Source organism: Streptomyces sp. NPDC002669 (assembly GCF_042889165.1).
Lineage (GTDB): Bacteria > Actinomycetota > Actinomycetes > Streptomycetales > Streptomycetaceae > Streptomyces.
Genome location: NZ_JBIAQQ010000001.1, coordinates 565,620 through 572,273, shown reverse-complemented (window position 1 = coordinate 572,273; position 6,654 = coordinate 565,620). Strand labels below are relative to the sequence as shown.

General features: G+C 64.6%; 5 protein-coding genes and 1 pseudogene. 2 read left to right on the top strand and 4 right to left on the bottom strand.

Translation table 11 applies throughout. The features are described 5' to 3' along the window. Positions 1 to 276 precede the first annotated feature (276 nt). From ACFYW1_RS02505 to ACFYW1_RS02495, 3 genes are read right to left on the bottom strand one after another with little or no spacing between them, the layout of a single operon-like run. Positions 277 to 942: a hypothetical protein gene (locus tag ACFYW1_RS02505; protein WP_388985881.1), complete on the bottom strand. Its 666-nt coding sequence runs from the start codon at positions 940 to 942 to the stop codon at positions 277 to 279. Between the two features lie 50 nt (positions 943 to 992). Next, entirely contained in the window at positions 993 to 1,910 is a 918-nt protein-coding gene (locus tag ACFYW1_RS02500; RefSeq protein ID WP_388985879.1) for a hypothetical protein, read from the bottom strand. Next, a complete protein-coding gene (locus tag ACFYW1_RS02495; RefSeq protein ID WP_388985878.1) occupies positions 1,907 to 2,434 on the bottom strand; it encodes a hypothetical protein in 528 nt (175 codons plus the stop codon). The genes ACFYW1_RS02500 and ACFYW1_RS02495 overlap by 4 nt, the downstream gene beginning before the upstream one ends. Before the next feature lie 1,313 nt (positions 2,435 to 3,747). Between ACFYW1_RS02495 and ACFYW1_RS02490 the strand changes: the two genes are divergently transcribed. Next, positions 3,748 to 4,470: an NUDIX domain-containing protein gene (locus ACFYW1_RS02490; protein WP_388985876.1), complete on the top strand. Its 723-nt coding sequence runs from the start codon at positions 3,748 to 3,750 to the stop codon at positions 4,468 to 4,470. Positions 4,471 to 4,590: 120 nt separating this feature from the next. Further along, positions 4,591 to 5,209, top strand: a pseudogene (locus ACFYW1_RS02485) (IS5/IS1182 family transposase); the annotation flags it as partial. Positions 5,210 to 5,416: 207 nt separating this feature from the next. Here ACFYW1_RS02485 and ACFYW1_RS02480 read toward each other — a convergent pair. Further along, positions 5,417 to 6,436, bottom strand: a complete 1,020-nt coding sequence (locus ACFYW1_RS02480) for a Scr1 family TA system antitoxin-like transcriptional regulator (protein WP_388985874.1) — start codon at positions 6,434 to 6,436, stop codon at positions 5,417 to 5,419. Positions 6,437 to 6,654 lie beyond the last annotated feature (218 nt).

The following is a 6,654-nucleotide window of genomic DNA, read 5'->3' as shown; positions in this document are numbered from 1 at the left end:
GATACGCGCCGACCTCCATCTCGGTCTGCTTCAACTCGCCTGCAGCATCATTTGCTTGAGACGACTCCGGACTTCATTCTGAAACGATCAGTAAGGGCTCTGACCTACGGTTTCGTGGTATTCAATGCCTGCTCGGCCTGTTTCACTCGCCCAACAAGTGAAGTGCGGGGCTTATCCGCGTGTCCGTCTGACCTGAGGTTTCAAGTGGGCACGCGGATGTTCAGGCTGTTGGCTCTCGTCATGAAGGCCCACCACATCAGGTAGGTTTCCTGGTTCTCAGAGGAGGGGGGCCGGAAGGGCTGGTGTGGCGTGTGCCCAGGTCGCGTCGAATTGGCGTAGAGCGGCGGTGTACAGAATGCCAGGAGCCCGGACATACAGGCACGGAGAGTTCCTGCCGTGTGCCGACGCGCTGTAGAAAGTTAGGTAGGCGGCACGGTCCGTCGCGATCACACGGCAGTTGTTCGGCAGGTTGAAGGTGCGCAGTTCGATGCTGTCCCTCGTCTGTGTCACCCGGGCCAAGTATTCGATGTTCGTTCGGACCTGGCTTCTGAGCAGACCTCGGGTGAAGCCTGGGTCGAACCGAGCTACCTCTTGAGAGCGCCGATCGAGCCACGAGTCCTGTCGGGGGCTGGGGTCGGGCAACAGGATCTGGACGGACTGTGAGGTCGGCTCTGTCGACCACAAGGGTGAGAAGACCTCACGGGTGAGTACGTTTCCTCGACCTGCCAGGACTTTGACCCAGCGGGCTCGTCGCAGGTCGCGAGCGAGGTCCTGTTCGGCGGAGGACTGGTTGAGGTAAACGCGCCCGAGCCCGGTTCTCGTGTATCGGGAGCAGACAGCGATCAGCCACCACATGGGACGGGCGCCGCGCAGCAAGCCGAGAACGAGGAGGATCGCGCTGGCTGCCAGAGAGCCGAGGATCCCTATCAGGAAGTCGTTCATGTGGAGCCCTCTTCCGGTGTTGGGTTGCATTCGGCAGGGCATCGATTGCGTCAGCAGAGGAAGGGCAGCAGAAGCCGTAGAACATGGGCGGCGTTTCGGGCTGCTAGCTCGTGGTGTGCGTGCCCCTTCTCTTCGTCGGCGTTGTCGGACACGCCTCGGATGACGATCCAGCCGGGGTTCATCTCGTCATGGATGGAGTTCTCCTGCCAGTACTGGCTCAAGCCGCCCGCCTCCATGTCCACCGCCAGCACCTTCTCGTTGTAGTGCGCGAGGTATCGGCGGATGTCGCTCTCGCGGTCGGCGATGACTGCTTCACCGGAGCCGATCAGCCCCGGATACACCTCGTATTCCTGTGAGGAACGTGAGGTCAGTTGACCGTGGATACGGGCGGGGGTGCCGTGCTCGGTGAAGAATGCGTTTACTGCGTGCACCACCTGAGCCGGGGCCTGCCGGTGTTCGCCGCGCCTGCGGATGTCACCGAGCGGATTGATCTTGCGGTTTTCGTAGTAGACGACCTCGGTCGAGACGATGACGTTCCCGATCTGGGCGTGCTCGTCGTGGATACCACCCCCCACGCCGACGAGAGCCCACAACCGAGGCGTGTAGTGGCGTCGTAGATTCTCCAGTGCGGCCATGGCCGACCGTTGCCCCTGACTTTGAGTCTGAGTGGCGACGATGCGAACGGTCGAGTCCGGAGTGGAGTGTTCTCCGCGATAGAAGTAGAGGCCGCCTGGCTCCTTGTGTCGTTCAAGCTTCAACTCGTCGCGTAGTGCGCGCAGTTCCTCGCTGAGGATGGTGACGATCCCGATGTCCCACGTGCCTCGATCCGTTGGTTCCACTGAACCAGTCACCGGTACGCCGCTTCGTTCTTCGGGAGGCATCGTGACGACTCGGGCGTGGTTGCCCACGGCGTTGTTGCTGATGGTGTTGCTGCTTCCGTGGGCGCTGATGCCTCGGTTGGTGTTCACGGATTTCCTCCGTTGCTGGGGTTGTCTGCCCCTGTGGCAGGGTTCGCCGGTGCGCCGACTTGAGCCGCATCGCCCACGGCGTTGTTGCTGATGGTGTTGTTGTCGCCGAAGTTGAAGATTCCGCTGTTGATGATCTTGAGGGCTCGGTCGTTGAACCCTGACGCGTCCACGCCCTTGGCCAGCAGGAAGTCGCCTGCCGCCCGGAGCAGGCGTTGCTCGATCGTCTTCATCCGACCGAGGATGTCTGTCTTCTCCAATTGCACTTTGGACCACGCCTGGGCTGACTGTTCCCGGATGCTCATACGACTGCCGATGAGGATGTTGCGTATCGGCGTGGAAGTGAGATCCGGAGGGAGGACGGCAGCTTTGACCAGGGCGCGGAGAAAGCGGATGATCCGCCACGAGTGCTGGACTTGCTGGGGTAGGGCGGACAGTTCGCGGAAAGCGGCCCATACGACCGCGATGAGGCCGTGCTGGCCGAATTCGGCTGTCCGTTGGAAGGACCTCGGGGTGTGTGCGAGCACGCACGCTGCCGTGGAGATGATCAGGGTCCGTCCCCGTACGCTGACGTGGAGCAGGACGGTCGCGACGTACTCCGCACCCTCCAGTGGTGTCGTGTACCTCGAGGAAATGATGTCCCTTCGACCCTGGCGTGTTGATGATCTCCCGCAGATCTACATCAGTGAGCTTCCGGGGGAGTAGGGAACGGTCGGCTGCCACGTCGGTCTCGGACACATAGACGCGGTCCCTGACCTGGGCGGGCAGGCGGACATCGTGACTGTCGGTGTTCAGCAGATGGACCGCGTCGCGTAAGTGCTCAACGAGCTCGTGGGCCTGGAACGGAGGTACAGGGTGTTCCCGTTCGTGCAGAGGGGCGTCGTCGTCCTCGACAGGGCGTAGGAGTTGGACGCTCATGGGTGGGTTCCATTGGTAGACGATCTCTCCGGCACCGATGAATGGCGACTCATCCCCGAAGAGGGTGAACGCGGTCAGGTCATCGTCGGTTGCTTCCTTGTCCTGGCTGTGGCGGGGACGGCGATACACGGTGTGAACGTCCCTCTGCTGAACGTCGGCCACCTGCTGCCGGGGGGACAGCCGGCCGGGGCGCAGGGTCGGTGCCCGAAGGATCCGGTTGAGCTGCAGTTGGCGTAACGCTCCGACGGTCAGGCACGTGACCACGATGCTCGTTCCCATGTGAAGGGCAGTGGTGGCGTGGTGGGGGTGGACGAGCCCGATCGCGAGGCCGGTCGCCACCAGGCCGAGCGCGATACCCCCGATGCGTTGTAGCGCCTGTGACTTCTCCGATTTCCTTCGCGGGAGGATTCGTTGGAGACGGCGCTGATGACGGTACTGCGGCCCTTTGTTGCGGCGTCCGGGCTTTCGGTCGCTCCGGGGCTCGCGGCTGCCCCGATGTATGAGCAGAGCCAGACGGAGCAGCCACAGGAGGGCGAGGCCACATGCCACGAGAACGCTCGCGGGCAGGGCGCCTGCGTATGCAGGCGCTATCACTGACACCAGCAGCGTGACGCGCAGAACGGCTGTAAGGGTGGCGGCCCGCCACGCGTGGCGCATGACAGGGACTATGTCGAAGCCGTAGGACGGGGCGACCCTGCGGTGCGGCGACGTGCAGACCTTGTCGATCACGAGGTCGCGGAAATGTTCGTCCACGTACGAACCCGCGCACAAGTGCCGTGTTGCAGCCGTGAGTTCGTCGCCGGAGACCTTTGCTGGTGGTACGGGGGGAATGGCCATGCCCTGCCCTCGCCTCTTGAGGTTAAGGTCTATGTGACCATAAGAGGCGAGGGTGTTTAAGTCAATGTGACCTTTAGGGGGTCCCGTGGATGAGTGGCTGAAAGATTCCGATGAGGTGGAGGCATCGTGGGTGACCGTGGACCTGGCGATTTTCACGCTGCGTGGCGATCGCCTGATGGTGCTCCTGGTCGACCGGGGGGTGGAGCCCTTTCTCGGCCGGCCTGCGCTTCCTGGCGGGTATGTCCAGAAGAGCGAGACCTTGAGGGAGGGGGCGCTGCGCGAGTTGAGGGAGGAAGCCGGCATCGACGGCGGGCTGTTGCACCTGGAACAACTGGGTGCTTACGGTGATCCCGGCCGGGACCCGAGAGGGCGAGTGGTCACCGTCGCATACCTGGCTCTGGGGCCCGACCTGCCAGTGCCTGTGGGCGGCACCGATGCGGAGCACGCCTACTGGGCAACCGTGGAGGAGCTTGACCGGGGCAGGATGAAGCTGGCGTTCGATCACTCTGAGATCCTTGCCGAGGCTTTGGAGGAGGTCCGGCGCAAACTCGAATACACCCCTGTCGCCACGGCCTTCTGCGCCTCGGAGTTCACCCTCAGCGAGTTGCGTATGGTCTATGAAGTCGTCTGGGGGCGGCCGCTGGACCCGAGCAACTTTCGGCGCAAGGTGCTGAGGACCACAGGGTTCGTGGAGGCTACGGGCGAACAGAGGATGCTCTCTACGGGCCGCCCGGCCGCGCTCTACCGAAGAGGCAACGCATGGGTGCTGAGCCCGCCACTCCTGCGTGCTGGTGGGCAGCCTGCGTAGTTGGCCGAATTTCGAGGCACTGGCATCGACCCAGTGAGCTCTTCCCGACCTGTCGGGTTGGGCAGGCAGTTGGGCTGACAGGCAGGTGAAGCCACTGGTAGATGGGTTTCCGACCAAGAAATGCTTTTCCAGCAGAGGTTTTGTGCGCTTGTCCACCCGTCAGACATCGACGTGTCCGGTCTGCCCCGCGCTTCCTGTCCGCCAAGCTTCGTCAGCGTCGCCAGGAGCCCGGTACCCGCCGATAGCGCCCGGGAGCCGGCCGCCGGACCCCGCTCGCTCCTGCCCATCTCCGCGACGGCCACCCGTATGCCCAACACGCGGCCGGATTCGGCATCGGGACCATGACCACGTACCCATACATCACCGAGGCTGTCGAGGTCCCGGCTGCTCTCGCGCCGCCCCCTGCGGAGGCGTTCCGGGCGGCATCGTCACCGGCCCTTCCCGTCGCCGTCCATGACATTCGAGCGGCCTGCGGCCCGCGGACACGGCATCGCAGACGCCCTCGCCGAGGCCAACACCGCGTGCTGGGCCAGCAAGGGCTGCCGGGATGCCGGTGGCACGGTCCGCGCCCCGCGTCGAGGATGGCGGGAGACCCTTTTCATGGGTCAGCAGACAGTGAACCGGTCCCACGCGAGGTCCGCGCACCCGTCGAACAGGCCGTGGTCACCCTCAAGGCCTGAGGCTCCTTCGCGAGCCCCGGTGCTCGACCACCCGGATCACTTGCCTCGTCCAGGCCGTCCCGTCCTCAACCTGCATCCGACCAGGGACGGTCTGGCCAAGGGGCCCGACGGCCTTCAGTCCGTCGTGGCGACGGTTCTCGCCGGGAGCATCGTCTCGAAGTCGGAGGGCGGCGAGCCGGTCGCCGACAGGTCATCGGAGTTCGGGGACCACTTCTCGCAGGTGCTCGATGCCCGTAGGGCAGTAGGCGCCACGAGGGGGTGGAGCGTTAGCTTGATCTCGCCCGCCTCCGTGTGCGGCTTGGTGCGGGTGCTCGAGGCTGCCTCGCGTTGATGTCCCGCACCCGGTGCGGGGCATCAACGCGGCAGTGTGTCAGTGGTGATCGGCGGTGTACGACACGAAGGCGGCTCATTGGCGGGGGCGAAGGCGAGTTGGGGCCCCAGGTGTGCTTCGAGTCGCGTACGTGGATGGTCCCGGGGGCGAGGGCGACCTCCACACACTCCGGGCCGTCATTCGTGCTGTAGCTGCTCTTGAACCAGTTCGGCACGGGACTGTTCCCTGTCGAGGGGTTGGTCATCCTGTCTCCCTCAGCCCAGCGCTTTTTCGATGTGGGACAGCGACTCACGGGGGTGAGGGCCTGGGCCCGGAAGATGCCATGGCGGATTTTGTGGACCTGGACCTTCTGGGTATGGGAGATCAGTTGATTGGTGAGCTGAACCTCGTTGTGCCCCACGGTGTCTCCGCCCTTGAGCCGGAGCAACTGGAGCGACCCCGCGAGGCTGGCGTGGTCCTCGCGATCCGTGGGCATCACCTGGATCTCCTCGAAGATCCCCTGACGCGCCAGTCGTGCGGCGACAAGCCGTTCCACCTCCTCCTCGGAGAACGCCGGACGCCGCATCCCGTACAGAGCCCTTGCGTAGTCAGGAGTCTGGAGCAGGCTGTGGACGACGGAGTTGGCATAGGTGCAGATCTCGATCGCTTTCGCCTCCAGCACCTCGTCGGCCTTCTCCAGGAACGTCGCGCTCGGTGCGCGCCGTCCCCGTTCCACCGAGGAGACCTGCTCCTTGCTGTAGACGATGGCCGCACCCGACTCGGCCTGGGTGAGCCCTTTTCGCTCGCGGCACGTCTTCGCCACCCGGCCGACCGTCCGCAGTACGGCCGCCGACCCCTCGTCGTCTCCGTCGTACGGCCCCATCCGGTCGCCACCGCCCTGCGTTCCCTGCCCCGTCACACCCGCGTTCGCGTATTTCCACGTCCGTTTCGTCCGTGCCCAGCTGCTCGTCGGCACCCCGCGTAAGGCCGCACCGCCCCGACGGTGATGTTGCGTACCGATGTCGTCACTGGTTGGTGTAGAGGTGGCCGACCATGCTGAGTGACATGAATCGTCATACCGGCCGCTCGGTGGCGTCTCACTCGGTACTTCGTCCGGGGCTCGCCCGACACTCCGCCCCCACCGGCCGCTTCATCATCCGGCTCTCGGTCACCCCGCGTGGTGCCCGCCCGGTC